16 protein-coding genes and 1 pseudogene are annotated in these 18585 nt (G+C 42.3%); 4 read left to right on the forward strand and 13 right to left on the reverse strand.

The window, feature by feature from the left end; genetic code table 11:
* Positions 1 to 875: UDP-N-acetylglucosamine--LPS N-acetylglucosamine transferase (locus UF75_RS07310; RefSeq protein ID WP_045573952.1), on the reverse strand; the 875-nt coding region annotated here is incomplete at its 3' end.
* A 37-nt stretch (positions 876 to 912) separates the two neighbouring features.
* The gene (locus UF75_RS07315) at positions 913 to 1590 is read right to left on the reverse strand and encodes a zinc dependent phospholipase C family protein (RefSeq protein WP_242860157.1); all 678 of its coding nucleotides are present in this window, start codon (positions 1588 to 1590) and stop codon (positions 913 to 915) included.
* Between the two features lie 385 nt (positions 1591 to 1975).
* Between UF75_RS07315 and UF75_RS07320 the strand changes: the two are divergent.
* From UF75_RS07320 to UF75_RS29945, 4 genes and pseudogenes are all read left to right on the forward strand, one after another.
* Positions 1976 to 4132: pseudogene (locus UF75_RS07320) on the forward strand (EAL domain-containing protein).
* A gap of 14 nt (positions 4133 to 4146) precedes the next feature.
* A complete protein-coding gene (locus UF75_RS07325; RefSeq protein WP_045573954.1) occupies positions 4147 to 5865 on the forward strand; it encodes a methyl-accepting chemotaxis protein in 1719 nt (572 codons plus the stop codon).
* 9 nt (positions 5866 to 5874) lie between these two features.
* The gene (locus UF75_RS29940; RefSeq protein ID WP_242860158.1) at positions 5875 to 6045 is read left to right on the forward strand and encodes a metallophosphoesterase family protein; all 171 of its coding nucleotides are present in this window, start codon (positions 5875 to 5877) and stop codon (positions 6043 to 6045) included.
* Between the two features lie 26 nt (positions 6046 to 6071).
* On the forward strand, positions 6072 to 6227 hold the full coding sequence (locus tag UF75_RS29945) for a hypothetical protein (RefSeq protein WP_242860159.1): 156 nt from the start codon (positions 6072 to 6074) through the stop codon (positions 6225 to 6227).
* A gap of 164 nt (positions 6228 to 6391) precedes the next feature.
* Here the strand turns inward: UF75_RS29945 and pepV are convergent, their stop codons facing one another.
* From pepV to trxB, 11 genes are all read right to left on the reverse strand, one after another.
* Entirely contained in the window at positions 6392 to 7792 is a 1401-nt protein-coding gene (gene pepV / locus UF75_RS07335; RefSeq protein ID WP_045573955.1) for a dipeptidase PepV, read from the reverse strand.
* A 144-nt stretch (positions 7793 to 7936) separates the two neighbouring features.
* Entirely contained in the window at positions 7937 to 9943 is a 2007-nt protein-coding gene (locus UF75_RS07340; protein ID WP_045573956.1) for a penicillin-binding transpeptidase domain-containing protein, read from the reverse strand.
* Positions 9944 to 10265: 322 nt separating this feature from the next.
* Positions 10266 to 11207, reverse strand: coding sequence for a rhomboid family intramembrane serine protease (locus UF75_RS07345; protein WP_052693067.1), 942 nt, complete (start codon positions 11205 to 11207; stop codon positions 10266 to 10268).
* Positions 11208 to 11223: 16 nt separating this feature from the next.
* A complete protein-coding gene (locus UF75_RS07350; protein ID WP_045573957.1) occupies positions 11224 to 11982 on the reverse strand; it encodes a LarC family nickel insertion protein in 759 nt (252 codons plus the stop codon).
* 18 nt (positions 11983 to 12000) lie between these two features.
* On the reverse strand, positions 12001 to 12756 hold the full coding sequence (larB, locus tag UF75_RS07355) for a nickel pincer cofactor biosynthesis protein LarB (RefSeq protein WP_045573958.1): 756 nt from the start codon (positions 12754 to 12756) through the stop codon (positions 12001 to 12003).
* Positions 12753 to 13580, reverse strand: a complete 828-nt coding sequence (larE, locus tag UF75_RS07360) for an ATP-dependent sacrificial sulfur transferase LarE (protein ID WP_045573959.1) — start codon at positions 13578 to 13580, stop codon at positions 12753 to 12755. Before larE ends, larB begins: the two co-directional genes overlap by 4 nt.
* Before the next feature lie 164 nt (positions 13581 to 13744).
* The gene (locus UF75_RS07365; RefSeq protein WP_045573960.1) at positions 13745 to 14026 is read right to left on the reverse strand and encodes a 4Fe-4S dicluster domain-containing protein; all 282 of its coding nucleotides are present in this window, start codon (positions 14024 to 14026) and stop codon (positions 13745 to 13747) included.
* Positions 14023 to 15315, reverse strand: coding sequence for an FAD-dependent oxidoreductase (locus UF75_RS07370; RefSeq protein ID WP_045573961.1), 1293 nt, complete (start codon positions 15313 to 15315; stop codon positions 14023 to 14025). The genes UF75_RS07365 and UF75_RS07370 overlap by 4 nt, the downstream gene beginning before the upstream one ends.
* Positions 15316 to 15327: 12 nt before the next feature.
* Entirely contained in the window at positions 15328 to 16659 is a 1332-nt protein-coding gene (locus tag UF75_RS07375) for an electron transfer flavoprotein subunit alpha (protein ID WP_045573962.1), read from the reverse strand.
* The gene (locus tag UF75_RS07380) at positions 16659 to 17492 is read right to left on the reverse strand and encodes an electron transfer flavoprotein subunit beta/FixA family protein (RefSeq protein ID WP_045573963.1); all 834 of its coding nucleotides are present in this window, start codon (positions 17490 to 17492) and stop codon (positions 16659 to 16661) included. Before UF75_RS07380 ends, UF75_RS07375 begins: the two co-directional genes overlap by 1 nt.
* 135 nt (positions 17493 to 17627) lie before the next feature.
* The gene (gene trxB / locus UF75_RS07385) at positions 17628 to 18545 is read right to left on the reverse strand and encodes a thioredoxin-disulfide reductase (RefSeq protein WP_045573964.1); all 918 of its coding nucleotides are present in this window, start codon (positions 18543 to 18545) and stop codon (positions 17628 to 17630) included.
* Between the last annotated feature and the right edge of the window lie 40 nt (positions 18546 to 18585).

Raw genomic sequence — 18585 nt, forward strand, 5'->3', positions numbered from 1 at the left:
GCCTCGGAAACCGTTAATCCACCCGCCTTAGTTATAATCAGATCGGAAACCTCCATTAATTCCTCAACATTATGAACATACCCCAACCGCACGATGAGGTTACGAGCCTGGACATTTACTTCTACTAACGAGTTATATAGCTTTTCATTCTTTCCACAGACAATAATAGTTTGAACTGGAATGAGAGAATCTGCAAGTTGCATGCAGATTCTCTTCACAATTTCGACCTCATACACACCTCCCATCACTAAAAAGGTGGGTAGCTTTGGCTTTAAACCTAATTTGGAAACAATGTGCCCTCGATCCATTTCTCGTTCGAATTTCGGACTGACTGGGATCCCCGTCACATAAACACGTTGTGGTTCAATTCCCCAGGACACTAAACTTTTCTTTACTTCCTTACAAGCCACCATGTAACGATCAACACCTGGATGGACCCAAAGACTGTGAACAGTATAATCGGTGATTACAGTAACTACCGGAACATTAAGAATACGTTCCAGCCTGAGTTGGGCTAGAATCGAAGAAACTGTAGGATAAGTACAGACGATGAGATCTGGTTCAAATGCCTGAATGTATTTAAGAAAATCACTGCGCCCTATGTGATTCAGAAAACGTTGCATCATCGACTTAGGTTGTAGCCTAGCTGTTTTATCATAAAATCGTCCCCAAAGCCTCGGGGTATGTTTAATCATCTCCATGTATAAGCTTTTAGCCATGGTGTTCAACCGTTTACTCAAAAAATCTCCGAAATCTAAATGAATAATTTCTGCATAGGGCTCCTTGAGTCGTATGCCTTCAATAATTGCTTCTGCCGCCCGAAAATGTCCATTTCCGAACGCTGCAGAGAATACGAGAATCCTTAATTGTTTCATTTCTAGCCCTCCCTCTCAATTTCCTTATTCTGATTATTTACGCGAGGCGTAAGGTTAAACTGTCTAATTGGTTCCGGGCAAAATTCAAAAAACCCGCTGAAGTGGCAATTGTCAGCGGGATCAATATTTCTGATGCCTTTTGATAGCTCTCTTCAGAACATCCCTCCACCTGAGATACCAAGGAATATAGCGGACCGGAAACGCTAGCATTATGCTCAATCCATTGGGCTGGATATAAAAACGGCAAATACATACCACATATTGCAGGAAACATGCCCCAGTTATTGGTTGCCCATGTTTCGAACTCTTTGTGACCGTCGAAAAGAATCCCTAAGGAATGGTGTGGAACACACATGTCTTGTACTAGGTGTAGCGCTGCGCCCAAAAAGAACATTCCTTTATCGACGTTCTTTGGGAAAAAAGTAAAAGCCTTGTTGAAATAATATTGACACTCGGCTGTTGCGCCCGGCCAGCTAATGAGTCCTTGCTTATCGGGATGGCTATAAAAATGATTGACGTTTTTCCAACCGCGGTCAGCCCAGTATAAACCTTTTGTCAGTGTCGAGTGATGTGCCTTGAATAATCTGACTACATCCTCTTTTCCATCCTGCTTTAAAGTAATATAGGCCTGTTCCAGACATTGAACATGGGTTACGCCTGGTGTGTCGAGAAAATATTGCAAGGGGCCCGCTGAAGCAAGAAGCAACTTTGTCATCCTCCCAAGTGTCTGACCAATAATCCTATCATACATGTCCAAGTCAACACCTTTCCTATGTTCTTAAGACAATTTTATCGCATGACTGTAAAGGAAGTATTATTCTCATGTTAAGAAACAACTAAGTTCTGTTAAATTTGAGTTAATTATTTATAGAGTTGTTTATGTTGCTGTTTCAGTAATAACAAATATTGTTATTACTGAAACAGCAACATTATACTTATCTTAAAATTAGTTTAAAAACTCTAAAGAGGATAAATTTAACAATAAATTTACATTCACTTAATTAGATTTTTACAATTAGATACTATTATGTAGTAAGGATATTATACATTGTAACAGACTCAAATTAGGCACGATGCTGGGTCAAAGAAGGAGTTTCCAAATGTTTAAGTCGGTAGATATGAGCCAACAAAAGCTATACCGTCTACTTAGGGACAAGAAAACAATCTGGGTGTTATATCTTGATATCATTAAATTTCAGGAGGTGGAATTTCGTTATGGGTACAAAATCTGTAACCAAATTCTGGCTGAAATTGAAAATGAACTTAATCTTACACTTAAACAGCAACGCAGCCTCTATTTGTTCTCTCATATAGAATGCAGAGGTGGGGATGACTTCGTTGTTTATTTTGTTCCGGGAGAAACCATACATTGGGACATAACCGAAGTCATCGAACAATGGGTTCGCCCTATGGAAGAAAGGTTTAACCGCAGAATTAGAAAGCTAGTTAACGAGAAAATAAGCCTTCGTTCCGGACTCGCCCAGTGTATCAACGAAGTCGGCCGAAGTGCCGATTATTTACTGTATGCGGCTGTGAAAGAGGCCTTCCTTCTTAACAAATCCGAACCAGATCCCAATTTTTTTGCGCGCCGTGAAGAGATTACCCATCTGATCGAAAAACCCGACAAGTACTTGAAAGCCGCTTTTCAACCAATTATTGAAACACGAAGTGGAGAGGTGTTTGGGTTTGAAGCGTTGGCCCGTATACCAGGCTCCACTTGTTTTAACAATATTGCTGAACTCTTCCCCTTTGCCGAAAAAATAGGTCAGCTCTATCCGATCGAAACACATTGCCGGCGCCAAGCTATTAATTCCTACCCTAATGTTGTCCAAAACAAAGAAATGCTCTTCCTCAACATTAACCCTCAAGTCCTAATCGACCCCGAGTTTGCCTCTGGTCATACTAGAAAATTACTTAGTGAGAAAGGGTTAGCCCCAACGGATGTTGTCCTGGAAATTACCGAACGAAGTGCAATCGAGGATTTCTCCACGTTCCGTGATGCTTTAGATCATTATCGTAATCAGGGTTACCTAATTGCTTTGGATGACGTTGGAGCCGGCTACTCCTCGTTACAGTCCGTAGCGGAGCTACATCCTGACTTTCTTAAAATTGACCGATCTTTAATTCAGGGAGTGAATACTGATCCTATAAAATGGGCCTTGCTGGAGACCTTTGTCACCTTTTCTAAGCGTATAGGGTGCCGTATCATCGCAGAAGGAGTGGAAACGGCAGAGGAAATGCGTACTGTGGTCCAATTGGGAGTGGACTACGTACAGGGCTTCTTTGTTGCAAGACCCACTTTTGAACGAAAAATCATTAATCCAGCCGTTATGGAGATCCTAGATCCAGTGCGTCGGCTTAAATCTATAGATCAAAGCCCTGTTCTTTCCATGGTAGAGCCCATACCCTTGTTCGATACCAACGCCCTTGTCAGTTCCATCGAAACTTACTTCCGCGAGCACCCAAACCAATGGCTGGTGGGGATAACCGAAAACTCCCGTATTGTTGGTGTGATGCAGCGCGACAGACTTTTTGCCGCGCTAGGTACCCGCTATGGTGTCTCTCTTTTTTTAGAGAAAACTGTTTCCGTTATAATGGACTCAAATCCGCTCATAGTGGAAGACACCACTCCTTTGGAAGTGGTGTCTAGTTTAGCTATGCAACGCTCGGATGCCCAGCTGTATGACGGCATTATTGTGGCTAACCAACGCAAGCCGGTTGGTATGGTTTCCGTGGCAAATCTAATTAAAGCTATATCCGAAAGGCAGATTCAGCTTGCCCAAGGAGCTAACCCGCTGACTGGGTTGCCAGGCAACTGAATTGACCAGGAGATTCGACAACATTTAGAACGCGGTTTGACCTTTGGCCTATTATATGTTGACCTTAACAAATTCAAATATTATAACGACTTATACGGTTTTCAACGAGGTGATGTTGCTATCAAAATGTTAAGTGAGGTTTTGCTAAATGAGTCATTTAAAACCGCTGGAAAAACCTTTGTCGGACACATAGGAGGCGACGATTTTATTATAATTTCTTCCCCCTCAGACTTGGAAAAGTTAGCAGTCAACATCCTCGCCCAATTTGAACAATCTTGCGAGCAGTTACCTGGTACAGAAAACCTTAGCGTTGCCCTAGCCGGCCTGATCATAAACACCACGGACCGAAATTGGACGCCTTTACTCGTTTCTGAACGAGCTGCCCAAATCAAGAAAGAAGTTAAGGCATTGAGAGGAAACTCTTTTTTATTACGATAGGAGGAGTAATGTAAATGAAATGGTTTTACAACTGGAAAACGTTCTACAAAATTAATGCCTTAGTCCTTGTCATGGTAGTATTCATGCTCGGTTTAAGTTTTATGGGGTATTATTTTTATAATCAATCCAAAGTAGCCATGAATGATGCCTATTCAAATGCTCTGATTTCAGTAAAATTTATTAATGATGCCAATTCCAATATGCGTATGATGCGTAGTGTAAACGTAGAACTTATCTTAGCCCCTCTTGACGCTTCCAAGAAGCAAAACCTACTCATTCAGACTACTGTACTAAAAGGCTTAACCACCGTATCACTGGACAACTATACCCCCCTTGCTAAAGAGCCCTTTGAAGTTAACAAACTGGCGAATGTGAGGGACTCACTGCAAAAATACAGCGACGAATGGCAAAAGGTAGTTTCGCTAATGGATAGCGGGGACAAAGAAGGAGCCTATATCTACTTTTCTAATAACGCTACCAAAGACTTAGACGATATTCAAACTATGCTCGCTGAACTCGTAGAGTTTAGCACTCAGAAAGCAAAAAGTAGCATTTTGCGCGAAAATCTTAATTCTGCACAAACGGTGAAAATGCTATTAGGTTTCCCACTGGCCGTCGCTGTTCTGGCATTTATCATTGGAGCTCTGGTGGCCCGAGCCATCGCCAAACCTCTACAAATAATGCTAACAAACGTTCGAGAGCTTGCCTCAGGAAATCTTAGGGTGACCAAGTTAAAAACGACCTCCAAGGACGAAGTTGGACAACTTGCAGAGGCCTTTAATCTTATGACGGATAATCTGTCAGGCTTGGTCAAACAAGTCTCTGCGTCATCGACGGACGTTGCTACCTCAGCTCACCAGCTTTTAAATATTACGGAACAAAGTTCAAGTGCCTCTGGCCAAATAGCACTTTCCATAGCCAAGGTGGCTGGTGGTACGGAAAAACAAGCCGGTGCAGTTAACGAGACCGTAGCGGCTATGGAACAAATGAACATTAACATTCAAATGGTAGCGGAGGCAGGCCAGCGCGTCACTACCCTCACCTCAAAAACAACTACGACTACTGAAAATGGGCAAAGGGCTCTTACTCAGGCTATTGAGCAAATGGGCAACATCAGCAGGGGTAATCGAGTTGTTAAAGAAACTATCACCTTATTGGCTGAGGGCTCTGAACAGATAGCGGATATCGCTAGCTTAATAACTGGTATTACAGAACAAACAAATCTTCTGGCCTTAAACGCCGCTATCGAGGCTGCCCGTGCTGGCGAGCAGGGGCGTGGCTTCTCTGTAGTGGCTGAAGAGGTTCGCAAGTTGGCTGAAAAGGCCAAAGTAGCGACTGGACAAATCACTGCTTTAGTGGTTGTAAACAGGAATAACATCAATCGTGTTATCGTTGCTATTGATGCAGAAGAAGTTCACGTTAACGATGGAATTAAGGTGGTAAACACCGCTGGTCTTGGCCTATCTGATATATTAAATATGGTGATTGAAGTTTCCGAACAAGTAGGTGGGATTGCCTCTTCCATACAGCAAATGGCGGGCGGAAGTCAACAAATCGTTTCAGGAATTCAGCACATCGGTGCTGTCAGCCAGGTTACTGCCGACCAGGCAACCACCGTTTCCGCGGCAATTGAAGAATTCACAGCGTCTATCAATCAGATTAACTTATCGTGTCAAAGTCTGACAGACTTGGCCCAGAACTTACAAACTGGGGTTAGCACTTTTAGGATCTAAAAATACATTTTGAGGACGAGTAAATTTATAACAAGAATTGCAATTATATCGGATATTCATGCCAATGTCGTTGCTCTAAAGGCTGTGCTAAAAGATATTGAAGAACAACAAGTTGACAGGATTTATTGTGTTGGTGATTTAGTAGGATATGCCCCGTTCCCAACGAAGTTATTGATTTAATCAAAGAGAAGAACATCCCGACAGTCATGGGTAACTATGATGATGGAATTGGTTATCAGCGATTTATTTGTGGTTGTGACTACAAGGATGCTACAGCTGAGGCTTTAGGACATGAATCTATAATTTGGACCAAGAATCACACCTCCGAAGAAAATAAAGAATTTTTAAGAAAACTCCCTTAGGAAATACGGGTAACTATAGCGGATAAACGATTGCTTTTAGTCCATGGTAGCCCAAATAGGTTAAACGAGTATGTCACAGAAGAAATTTCGGAAGATTATGCCAGTGAGCTTATTTCTCTTGCTGCGATCACTAATCATTTCGTGGTGAGCATTTAATCAGAGTATCAATTTTCGGGGTCAGCCGCTAAATTAAGAATTGCTTGTGCGTAAACTTTAGTTGTTAAAAGAAGATTATCAATCGAAATATACTCATCAGGACAATGAATCACTTCAGGTTCACCTGGGAAAACAGGACCAAAGGCAACCCCTTGAGGTAACGCTTTGGCATAGGTTCCACCACCAATTGCAAAAGCAAAGGATTCGAGTCCAGTTACATCAGAATAAGCTTTAAGTAGAGACTGTACCAAGGCGCTGTCTTTGGGAACGTGATGTGCGGCTTGGTGGCTTAAAACGTTTAACGTTAGCTTCTCAGTCTTGGCGATTCTTTCAATGGGAAGCAATACGTCGTCCCGTTTATAGGTAACAGGATACCGGATATCGATCACATAACGCATCTGGTCGGAACTCAATTCTAAAATGCCTAGGTTGAGGGATAGCTTTCCCGAGGGTTCATCACTTAGAGTAATTCCAAAACCCTCTCCATAAAAGCCTGTGCCAGGAAATTTTAAGATTTTATCAATCAAGTGTTGTTCCTTAGTGTCAAGTGGCAATGTTCTAAGAAATTGCAAGGCATAAATGACGGCGTTTTTTCCATTTTGAGGAAGGCTGCCATGGGCTCCCACTCCATTGAAAAAAAGCCTAATTTCTTGGTCTGATGCTTGATTATCCAGCATTCCACTAACCCCTTCTGGAAACGGAAAACCTCTCAATGACTTTGCAATTAGTTCTTCCGAAATCCCCTTTAAGGTTACCTCACAAAGATCTGGAACAACATTGGCACGTTCCCCTCCTTGTATATGTACAAGGTGTGGAAGGGATGAGATCTGGGATTGACTTAATTCCAAATGTAGAATCCCTTTCTCCGCATGAATTAGTGGGAATTCTGCATCTGGCGCAAATCCTAACTTCGGTACCTGTTCCTGCTTAAGATAATAATCCATGTCCGCCCAGCCAGACTCTTCATCCGTTCCTAAGATCAAACGAACTTTCATATTTAAAGGAATTCCCGCATCTTTTATAGCTTTCATAGCAAAAAGCGCTGTTAAAGTAGGCCCTTTATCATCTAATGCGCCGCGACCATAAATTTTCCCATCTTTAATAGCAGCACTATAAGGAGGAACAGACCATCCATCCCCTTCCGGCACCACGTCTAAATGACCTAAAATCCCCAGAAGCTCCCCTTCGCCCATTTCTATGTGACCTGCGTATCCTTCAACGTTTTTAACAGTAAAACCAAACTTTTCTCCTAATGCCAAGGTCCATTCTAAAGCTTCTTTAATTCCGGGTCCAAATGGAGCACCTGGAGCAGCATGCTCAACATCCTTAACACTCTTAATCTGAATACATGTCCTGATAGCAGAGACTAAATCTTCTTTAATCGAATCAATATTTTGGTCAAGACGCATTATTTATTCCTCCGTAATTTCTAATATCTTTCAAGTCACCTTCTTCAATAATTGGGTGACTATATTCTAACTCAATACTCATCCTAGGTTACCCAAATTTATAAGTTTGTAGCAGAAGAGCTAGCCTGAAATTTAGCGCTCTAATCACTGAGATAAGGAAGAAAACTTGACATCGACAATTGTTCCCTTAATCACGACTTTTCCTGCTGGCGGTGATTGCTGATTAACTAAGCCGCTACCCGTAAAGTTAAAATGAAGTTCAGATTTTGCTAAGGTTTCACCAGCTTGACGCATTGTCATACCTAATAAATTCGGAATAATAACTTCACCCCCGACTGGGGTTCGTTCAGGTATTACTGGTTGTGGAGTAGGCCTTACTGCAGAATCATTGGGTGAAATACTAACCGTACTCTGTGTATTATTTGCCACGGGTAAACCATAATATTGTAAAGCTCCCTCAATAATCGCTTTTGCCCTCGGTCCTCCTAATGAACCCCCTTGATGACCTTCCTCGGTATTTGGGGTATCAATAATAATGAGCACAGCGATTTTTGGATTTTCAGCGGGTGCATAGGCAGCAAAAGAGGCAATATAGTCAGTACTGGAATATTCTCCTGTTTTCGGATCAACTTTCTGAGCGGTACCTGTCTTACCCGCGACATTGACACCAGGAATTTTAGCCAGATGACCAGTGCCATCGGCAACAACTTGTTCGAGGATTTCTGTCATTTGTGAAGCAGTTGATTTTGAGATTACTTGGCGTATGGGAGTTGGTTTTTGCTGTTTTATTAGTTGCCCCTCAGAATTAGTAATTTTGTCCACAATATATGGACGATAGAGAGTACCCCCATTAGCGACAGCAGAAATGGCAGACAATAATTGGATCGGTGTCACTGAATTGGCTTGTCCAAAGGACATTGTAGCAAGGTCGATATCTCGAACTTTGTCTGGTGGAAGGAGTATTCCTGTTTCTTCTCCGGAGATATCGATACCTGTTTTAGCTCCAAAACCGAAAGCTTTTAGATACGTATCAAACGCCGTTTTACCCAACTTTTCTCCAACCTGAGCAAGTACAACATTCGATGACAGTTTCATCCCTTCAGTAAACGTGGGGTTACCGTGCGGTTTTAGATCAGAGTCCCAATTTGTGATTCGTCGAGGTGCGATGTCTAGGTAGCCAGGATCTTTAAAGGTATCATTTGGACTGATAACTCCTTCTTCCAAAGCGGCTGATCCTGTAATGATTTTAAACGTTGATCCTGGCTCGTAGGACATACCGATCGCTAAGTTGCGGCGAACTTCGGGTGTTACTTTATCATAATCAGTCGGATCAAAGGAGGGACGAGATCCCATGCCTAATACTCGCCCAGTTGTTGGATCCATGGCTAAAATCGTAACACTTTTGGGCTTGGTTGATTGGTATGCCTGATCAAGTTGCTGCTCAATAAAATATTGAATCGTAGAATCGATGGTTAATGTAAGGGAGTTTCCATGACTTGAAGGCGCGCTTTGATGGAGGGCATCAAGTATAAAGCTTGCTCGAGTATCCTGTTCCTGGGATTGGAAGCCAGGCTTGCCAAATAACTCCTTGTCATAATAATATTCTACTCCCTCGACTCCATGCCCTTCACGATTGACGATCCCAAGGGCTGAAGCGGCAAACATTCCCATGGGATAAATACGTTTTTCTTCTTCATTGAGCCCCACTCCTGGAATTTTTAGAGCCATAATTTGCTCTGCTTTATGAATATCCACTTGATGTGCTAAACTAATCCATAACGAATCCTTCGTTAGCTTCTCAAGGATGTCCTTAGAATCAAGTCCTAGAATAGTTGCGAGTTCCTTAGCAGCATCTTCTTTTGTTTTTTTAAATTGGTTTTTGGAAATTGATTCACTGAGAGCTTTAGGATCCGCATAGATTTCTTTGACTGGAATATTCTGAGCTAAAACATTACCTTGAGTGTCAAAAATAGTTCCTCTATCCGGCCGAATGCTTTGATCAATCGTTCGACGTTCAATTCCTTTAGCTTTAAGATCTGGGGCTTGAACAACTTGTAGTAATACAAGTCTCCCCAAAATGAGGAGGATCACCATAGATAGGATAACTCGGATCCAATGATCGCGCGAAAAATAATTGATTCGTTTGCTCATTTTCCAAAATGCGTCCCTTCTATCACTTCTAAGACTATCACTTCTATAAGAGGAAGTTCCAAGCTCTTCTATCTTCATTATAGCATCTAACTACGTCGTTCCTAGTCCTATCAGAAAGAATAAATTCATGGTTCCTGCTATGTATTTTTTTATCATTTTACTAGAAGAGAACTCACGTTTTCTTAACTAACGATGGCATTGATTAAAGCCACCTTGCTAAAAAACCGCAAGTTCTTGGTTGTATTTTGTCCCTTGAGAGTGGAATAATACACTCTTAAGTCTAGGTATATTCTTGAAACTTTGGAACACTTAGCACAATTCTTTAATGCCATCTAGTCAGTAAAATACTTATTAAAGTCCCTGTTAAAAGCCCACCCAAATGAGCAAAATTATCGATACCAGGTTGGATAAATCCAAAACCGATATTCACTAATATGACTATAATAAGATTCATTCCTAAGCCGGATTTCCACAGATTAGGTCGTTTATAGCTATAATAGGCTAACGCGCCAAGAAGTCCAAAAATTGCCCCGGAAGCCCCTGCAGAGAGTGCTGGAGAGAAGATAAAACTGGCAAGAGAGCCTCCAAGACCCGCGAGTAAATAAATCAGAAGATACCTCCAGTGTCCAAAAGCTTCTTCTGCTAGTGACCCTAGTGACTTTAAGGCATATAGATTAAAAAAGAGGTGTATTACACCAATATGAATAAACATGCTGGTAATTAACCGCCAATATTCACCTTCTTGAATAAGCGTATTAACTTTTGCTCCGAAGGCAATAAGAACACGTTGCTCAGTTGAACCTCCAGCTAGAGTCATCAGGACAAAAACGATGAGATTGATGCTTAATACAGCATAGGTAAAAAACGGCAAAAAAAGTTTCCCGGCGTGAATAGTTTGCTCAAAAAGAATAGGATTTCCACTGGTTAGCTGCTTTAGCCATTGAGGAATCATGGGATCATTCGATGGAGGGAACGGAAATAAGTTCCCGTTTTGTGTATCTAAGTACCAAAACTGAACATTGGGGAAATGGTGCTGCTTTAAAAGCGAAGAATCGATCCCCTGGGGACAAAAAACTAGGGCATCAAACTTAGGAAAATCAGAAAATCTTTGCATCCATGATTGAAACTCCTGGGGAAGTTCATTTTGGTTACCAATAAAAAGTCCCCTTCGCAGAGACTCATGGGTAGCACATACCCAATATCCTTCTAGTCTATGAATTGTCCAACCTGATTGAATGAGATTGTTTATAACGAGTTCGAACATATTAACACCTCTGGTCTTAAATCTCCCCTAAAACCCCACGTAGCAAACTAGGAATGCCATAGTCATTTTTTCCTGAACCATACCCAACATTTAGTACAGTCATTTCCGGAAAGGTGGATTGTTGGGCTAAGGCTCTTACGAGTGCTGCGCCGGTAGGAGTAATTAGTTCTCCCGTAATCCCTGATTCTTGAAATTTAAAGCCTCGTAAAAGTAAGAGTGTGGCTGGAGCAGGCAAAGGTAAAATTCCATGGGCACAATGTACAAAGCCCCTTGACCACGGGAGTGTGGAGATCCTAATCATGTCAATATTCAGCTGATCTAAAGCGATACAGGTCCCTACGATATCAACAAGGGAGTCGACTGCTCCTACTTCGTGAAAATGAACATGATCGATGGTGGTTCCGTGAACAAGAGCCTCAGCCTCCGCCAAAACATTAAAAACTTGAAGAGCATTTTTTTGCGCACGTTCAGACAAAGATCCGCTTAGAATCATCGTTTGAATATCAGCGAGATGGCGATTATGTCTGTGCTCATGCTCATGCTCATGTTTATGTTCTTTACTGTGATTTTCTTCTATCTTTTCTAAGACAACATCAATGTCAGTTGCTTGAATACCATGGACTTGGCGTGAACTCACTTTAAACTCAAATTCCGTTAATCCAATCGAGTGAAGTTGCTTAACAATTTCTTCAGGCTCTGCACCTAAAGCAAGCAAGGAGCCGAGTGCCATATCCCCGCTGATTCCTGCAAACGTATCCCAATATAAAACTTTCAAGTTTCTGTTCCTCCCCAATTACTTTGAAATTCTTCGTATAATAGCAGAAGCTAAAGAGGCGGCGCCAAAGCCGTTATCAATATTAACAACTCCGATTCCTGAGGCACAACTGTTTAACATACTAAGTAAGGCAGCTAAGCCTTGAAAGTGGGCACCGTAACCTACGCTAGTCGGTACGGCAATCACAGGTTGCTCCACTAATCCACCCACCACGCTGGCCAAGGCACCTTCCATTCCTGCAACGACAATCAGGACTTCTGCTCGATCCATAAGCTCACGCTGCACAAGTAGACGGTGTATTCCCGCTACACCTACATCAAATAATGTATCTACTTCGTGCCCCATGTAGCGAGCCGTCAGATATGCCTCTTGAGCCACAGGCAAATCTGCGGTACCAGCCGTCATAATAAGAATTCTTCCAGAAATAGTCGGTTCAGCTAGAGGGTTAAGCAGGAGACATCGAGCAAGGGAATCATAATGGGCATTTGGAAAATGGAGTAAAACCTTTTCCGCACTAGCCGGTTCAAGACGGGTTGCCAGCACATTTTGAGACTTTGCACCCAAGTGCGTTAAGATGGTTATAATATGCTCAGGCTGCTTTCCTTGACAGAAAATCACCTCTGCTTGACCAGTACGCAAGGCACGATGATGATCTAAACGCGCAAATCCTAAATTTTCAAATGATAGATCCTTCAATTCTTGTAACGCTTCATCTGGGGAACATGAACCTAGCTTAACAGATTGAAGTAAAGTCTTTAACATCTCTTCGTTCATCGTAAATCCTCCGACTCGATTGGGTTCAAACTACCCGTACGCAGACCCATTAAATCTAAGGTAACATATCGAAAGCCCAACTTTAAAAACGAGTTTGTAATTTCTGATGGTTCCTGTAAAAACTCAGGGAACTGCCTAATAGGAATCTCAATACGAGCAATATCTGCATGAACTCTTACCCTGCATTCAGGATAGCCTTTCTGATGTAGGATCTCCTCAGCTTGAGCAATACGTAAAAGAAGGTTTTCTGTAATCTTATCTCCATAAGGGACTCTTGACGCCAGACAAGCTAGAGAAGGCTTGTTCCAGGTAGGTAAATTTCTACGTTGAGATAAATACCGGATTTCAGGTTTTGTAAGACCTACTTCAAGTAACGGGCTAATGATGTTTAACTCTTGAAGAGCTATTAGACCAGGCCGAAAATCAGAAATATCAGAAGAGTTCGTTCCCTCAATAATGGTAGAGTATCCAAACTGGTCTCCGAAATTCTTAAATTTCTCAAAGATCTCCTTCTTACAGAAATAGCATCTATCCTTGGGATTCTCCCTAAACTCCTTTAACGATAAAATGTCGTAGTCGATCACCTCAACTGGAAATTTGAGATGGCGAACAAGAGCCAAGGTTTCTTCTTGTTCCCGTGTAGAAATCATGGCACCACGCGCAAAAACGGCTTTACAATCTAGCTTTAACACCTCTTGAGTGACGGCTAACAGATAGGTTGAATCTACGCCCCCAGAAAAAGCAACCAAGACCTTTTTTAGGGACTTTAGTCGATCGATCAGCTGTAATTCTTTTTGATAAGCTTCTTCAAGTGTTGCGTCCATACTTAGTTTATCCCTTCCTTCCTCTCTATTCTACCTATCGAATAAATGACTGTAAAGGAAAAGAACATTATCGAGAATAAATGGTGGAAAATAATTAAGAGCAAGGGGGTAACCCCGCTGCTCTTAACACATTAACGTAGTTTCACTAACAACTGATCAAATAATTAGCCATTCTTCCACGATACACCAAATCCACCTCTGGGGTATTTCCAATCGATATTGCCAAAGGGACAGCCAATCAGGCATGTTCCACATTCAAGACATCCTTCATACCCTACCGCAATACGTTTTTCTTCTTCGTCCCAATCATAAACATGCGCCGGACAAAACCGTGTACAAGGTTTATCTTGACACTGTTGTAAGCATACCTTAGAATCTACAATCTTAATATGACTTAATTTATCCGTATTAAATCGTACTAAAAAAAGTTTATCATCTAATTTCATAACAGCGCCCTCCATGCCCCATAGATATCTTTAATTAACCCGCCTTTAGAACGCTTTTCGAAGGCCATCTTGATAATTTCCTTTTGACGCTGTTTTTTAGGTGTTCCATCCGCTGTTAAATACATCTTGACAGCTTGAGAAAATAACTTCGGATAAACTTTCAGGAGATGAGTATTTTCCTCAAAGAATTTGCCCATATGTCGATAATGGTGAAGGTCTTTAAGCACGAAGGAATCACGCAAGCGAGTTTCATAGACTGTCATGGCCTGATCACTAACATCCCCCGTTTTAATTGCTTGAGCAGCAACTTCTCCTGCAATCTTACCCGAGATCATCGCCAGATTTGAACCTTCTCTATTCAAGGAATTCATCAGCATTGCTGTATCCCCAACAACAAGGACTCCCTGACGATGGAGCTTAGGTACTTGTGTATATCCACCTTCAGGTATAAGGTGAGATAAGTATTCCTTAGTTTCTCCCCCTTGAAGAAGACGTTTAACATAAGGTTTAGATTTCAAGTTCTCGAGAAGATCATTCGGGGTCCAATTATTTCGAATTAATGGCTGTAGAATAGCCCCAACTCCGATTGAAATAGATTCTTTATTTGTATAAATAAAGCCTACTCCCATCATCCCTGCCGTTGAATCCCCATATAATTCTATAGTAGCCCCTTGTCCTTCATCAAGACAGAAGCGGTCTTCAATCTTTTCTTTAGGTAAGGCGATGACTTCCTTGACTGTAACAGCTACTGATTCTGGCTTTAAAGGCTTAGCAAGGCCTGCTTTGACTGCTAAGAAGTTATTAACCCCTTCCGCAATGATCACTACTTTGGCTCCCAAATCCCCTTCAGCGCGTCCAGTACGGACTCCAACAACATTGTCGCCCTTATATAAAAGATTTTCGACAATCGTTTCCGGAATGATCATGACTCCTGCTTTTTCAGCTTGTTGTGCTAGCCAACGATCAAATTTAACTCTAAAAACAGAATGAGCATTATAGGGTTCTTTAGCCCAGGCAGGGTCTCGATATCCTGCTAAGATTGACTCATCTCCGCTTAACATTGCAATTCGCTGTTCTATGATCGGACGTTCTAAGGGTGCCTCTTTCCAAAATTCAGGCACAATTAGGTCCGTAGCTTTTGTGTAAAGTATCCCACCCATTACGTTCTTAGTTCCCGGATAATCTCCACGTTCAATAACGACTGTTTTCATGCCAGCCTGGGCAGCACTGAGCGCGGCAGACAGGCCAGCCGGACCGCCTCCAACGACGATCACATCAAAGTTTTCCATGTTTGCCCCTCCTTAATTTGCCACGCCGTGCTGAAGGCGTTTCTTGAATTCAGCAGTCATTGCAGGTACTATTTGAAAAAGATCGCCTACAATTCCATAATTCGCTACTTTAAGAATGGTAGCTTCTGGATCATTGTTGATAGCAATAATGAAGTCAGACGTTTCCATTCCAACTAGATGTTGAATTGCCCCTGAAATTCCGATGGCGATATAGACTTTTGGACGAACCGTAGTTCCAGATTGCCCTACTTGTTGATCATGAGTTAGCCAGCCTGCCTCCACTGCTCCACGCGAACCAGCAATAGTAGCCCCTAAGACCTCCGCTAATTCTTCCGCAAGGACCATGTTCCTTTTAGCTGCTATTCCTAGTCCAACAGCGACAATGATTTCAGCCTTATCCAAAAAAGCACTCTTGGCATCGGAGGAGATAAACTCGAGAACTTTTGTCCGAATAGTACTTTCATCAAAAGGAATATCCTCATGAATGAGTTCACCTTCTCGGCCCTCAACACGTTCAGGCATTGCCATAACTCTTGGGCGAACCGTTGCCATTTGTGGTCGGCTGGTACGACAAAGAATCGTAGCCATAATATTTCCTCCGAAAGCGGGACGTGTCTGTTGAAGAAGTTTAGTCTCTGGATCAATGCCAAGAACTGTACAGTCAGCAGTTAACCCAGTTTGTACCCTTGTTGCTATAGCCGGAAAAACATCTCTTCCCATAGATGTTGCACCCATTAAAATAATCTCAGGTTGATACTTTGTCACGAGACTCGTAATTGCTTCAGCATAAGGTTCCGTGCGGTAGTCTTTAAGAGCAGGATGATCTACGACATATACTTTCTCGGCACCGTAAGCAAATGCTTCAGGAATTACACTGTCTACTTGATAACCCGTAATCACTCCGCAAAGTCCACAGCCAATTGAATCTGCAAGTTTGCGTCCTTCCCCCAATAATTCCCAAGACACTGGAGCCACTTTACCGTTGCTATATTCAATAATAACCCAAACACCACTCCAGACATCTCCTCCAGCAACCGGCGCGGCTTGTGCACTTATCGTCTTCTTTTGGTTGTCCTGGGCATAATCCTTGACGGTATCAGGTAGAGGTTCCTTTAAATCAAATTTGGAACCCGCTTCGGGATCAAGAGCTTGTTTAGGTTGATCAGGTTGATTGGGAAGAGTGAGAGCGTTTGTTGGGCATACTATGACGCACTTGCCATTATCATTACATTTTTGAGGATTAACAACAGCCAGCCCATCAATAAGGTCAAGCGCTTCAATCGGACATTCTACGACACATGCCCCACAACCAATACATTTTGTCTTGTCAACTGCGACGGTCATTAGGACTTTCCTCCCTTCGCTAGGGGATTAACCATAATGATATTTTGTTGGAATAGTTTTTGCACGACCGTTGCCACTGTTGCGGCAGGATCTTTCGTGCCGTCCATGATTTCTCCACCACTGCGACCGGGGGGTGCAAAAATCCTCGAGACACTGGTCGGTGACCCTTTTAGACCCATTTTTTTGGTATCAAAGGATAATGACTTGACATCCCAAACCTCAGGCTCATAGGCTGCGGCTTTCATCATATTGGGTAAGCTTGCATACCTCAAGTCATTGAGTTCTTTTTCAACAGTAATCAGAGCTGGCAACTGAGCTTGAACAATTTGACGACCACTCTCAGTTTTACGTTCTACTGTTACAGTCGTTTCTGTAAGTTCTTGAATTTTAATAGCGTATGTTAACTGCGGGAAATCCAAGCGTTGGGCAATTCCTGGGCCTGTTTGAGCGGTGTCTCCATCAATGGCCTCTTTGCCAGCAAAGACAAGGTCAATCGGATCTGTTTCCTGTATCTTTTGGATCGCGGATGAAAGAATATAAGCTGTTGCTAAGGAATCCGACCCTCCAAACGCACGGTCACTAAGTAAAATAGCTCGATCAGCTCCAAACGTCATTGCTTTTTTGAGAGCCTCTTTGGCTTGAGGTGGGCCCATACTAACGATTGTGACTTTACCTCCGACTTTTTCCTTAAGGCGAATAGCCTCTTCCAATCCATGGGCATCATAGGGGTTAATGATTGATGGCACGCCCTCACGCATGAGGGTATTTGTAATTGGATCAATCCTAACTTCGGATGTATCCGGAACTTGCTTTAGGCAGACCACAAAGTGCACGAAAACCCCTCCATATTCCTCTAATATTTTAGAAGCTGTAAAATTCAATTAATTTTATCGTATTACAAAGCACAGAAAATTTCAAGACTAATTTCGACATTATTTTTAAATTCTTAAGAATTTCCCAAAATTGATCTAGTTATCACATTCAGATAGGTACTTTTCTACTTCTACTGCAGCTAGCGCTCCATCTCCAACAGCGGTTGCCACTTGACGTAGAGGAGTATTACGGATATCACCTGCAGCATATACCCCTTGAATGTTGGTTTGTAAACGATGATCGGTAAGAATATACCCTCGGTCGTCCGTCTCAATTTCCTCATTAATAAATTGACCATTTGGATCTGTGCCGACATAGATAAAGACACCATCAGCATGGATCTCCCGTTGAACGCCACTTATCACATCCTGAATACGCACACCCTCTACATGATTTGATCCCATGATTTCCTCAACGACGGCGTTAAGTTCAAAACGTATTTTCGGATTTCCTTTAGCGCGGTTCATGGCGATCTGTGAGGCTCGGAAACCTGTACGACGGTGTACAATAATAACCTCCTCCGCAAATTTAGTAAGATATGCTCCTTCTTCAAGCGCAGCATCCCCCCCGCCTACAACGACAACGGTTTTACCCTTGAAAAAGGCTCCGTCACAGGTAGCACAATAAGAGACGCCCCCCCCTCGAAATGTGTCCTCACCTGGAACACCCAACAAACGTGGTTTGGAACCTGCCGTGATAATAATCGCACGTGCTTCGAGGACTTGAGAATTTGTGTGAATTTTTTTGATCTGTTCTTTAAGATCTAATTTTTGAACTTCTTCAAAGATAAACTCTACCCCAAACGTTATGGCTTGTTTATGAAATAAATTCATTAACTCATACCCATTAATACCATTTGGGAATCCCGGATAGTTCTCAATGTTTTCTGTCGAGGCTGCTTGTCCTCCAGGCATTGCTAATTCAACAATTGCGGTCTTAAGCCCTCCACGACTAGCATAGATTCCAGCCGTAAGGCCTGCAGGACCTGCCCCAACAATTATCACGTCATACATAACTTTTCATCTCCTTTGAAATACTTATAGATCATCCACA

Source organism: Desulfosporosinus sp. I2, assembly GCF_000960765.1.
Taxonomy (GTDB): domain Bacteria; phylum Bacillota; class Desulfitobacteriia; order Desulfitobacteriales; family Desulfitobacteriaceae; genus Desulfosporosinus.